The organism is Caballeronia humi (assembly GCF_001544475.1).
Taxonomy (GTDB): Bacteria; Pseudomonadota; Gammaproteobacteria; order Burkholderiales; family Burkholderiaceae; genus Caballeronia; species Caballeronia humi.
Map to the genome: position 1 here is coordinate 1 of NZ_FCNW02000251.1, position 587 is coordinate 587.

1 protein-coding gene is annotated in these 587 nt (G+C 61.5%); it reads right to left on the bottom strand.

Annotation, left to right across the window (positions count from 1 at the left end):
• On the bottom strand, positions 1–587 hold a 587-nt coding region (locus tag AWB65_RS35285), incomplete at both ends, for a 2-aminoethylphosphonate--pyruvate transaminase (protein ID WP_087671291.1).

Genomic DNA, 587 nt, shown 5'->3' on the forward strand with positions numbered 1-587 from the left:
TCGAGCGCGCCGCGCATCTCGCGCTCGCCGATCCGGCCAATGCAGCCGATTCGAAATGAATCGGCGACCGTCAGCTTGCCCGGATAGATGACGAAACCGCGTTCCTTCAGGCCGTCGTAGAAGCGCTGGAAATCGAAGCGTTCGTCATCGAGCATGTGGAACGTGACGATGATCGGCGCCTGCAACCCGGCTTCGAGTAAAGGCTTGAAACCGAGTGCCGTCATGCCTTCGATGAGAACGCGGCAATTGTTCCGATACCGCCCGCCGCGCCCTTCCACACCGCCTTCCGCGTCGAATTCTTCAAGCGCCTGATGCAGCGCGACGATTACATGCGTCGGCGGCGTGAAGCGGTACTGGCCGGTCTTTTCGAAATTCGACCATTGATCGTGCAGGTCGAGAACCAGCGTGGTCGCGTTGCCTTGAGACGCTTCGAGCGCCGCGCGTCGGCAAATCACGAACCCCAGCCCCGGCACGCCTTCGATGCATTTGTTCGACGATGCCGTGATCGCGTCGGCATGCACGGCGCGGGCGTCGAGCGGGATGGCGCCGAATGCGCTCATCGAATCGATCAGAAAGCGCTTGCCGTA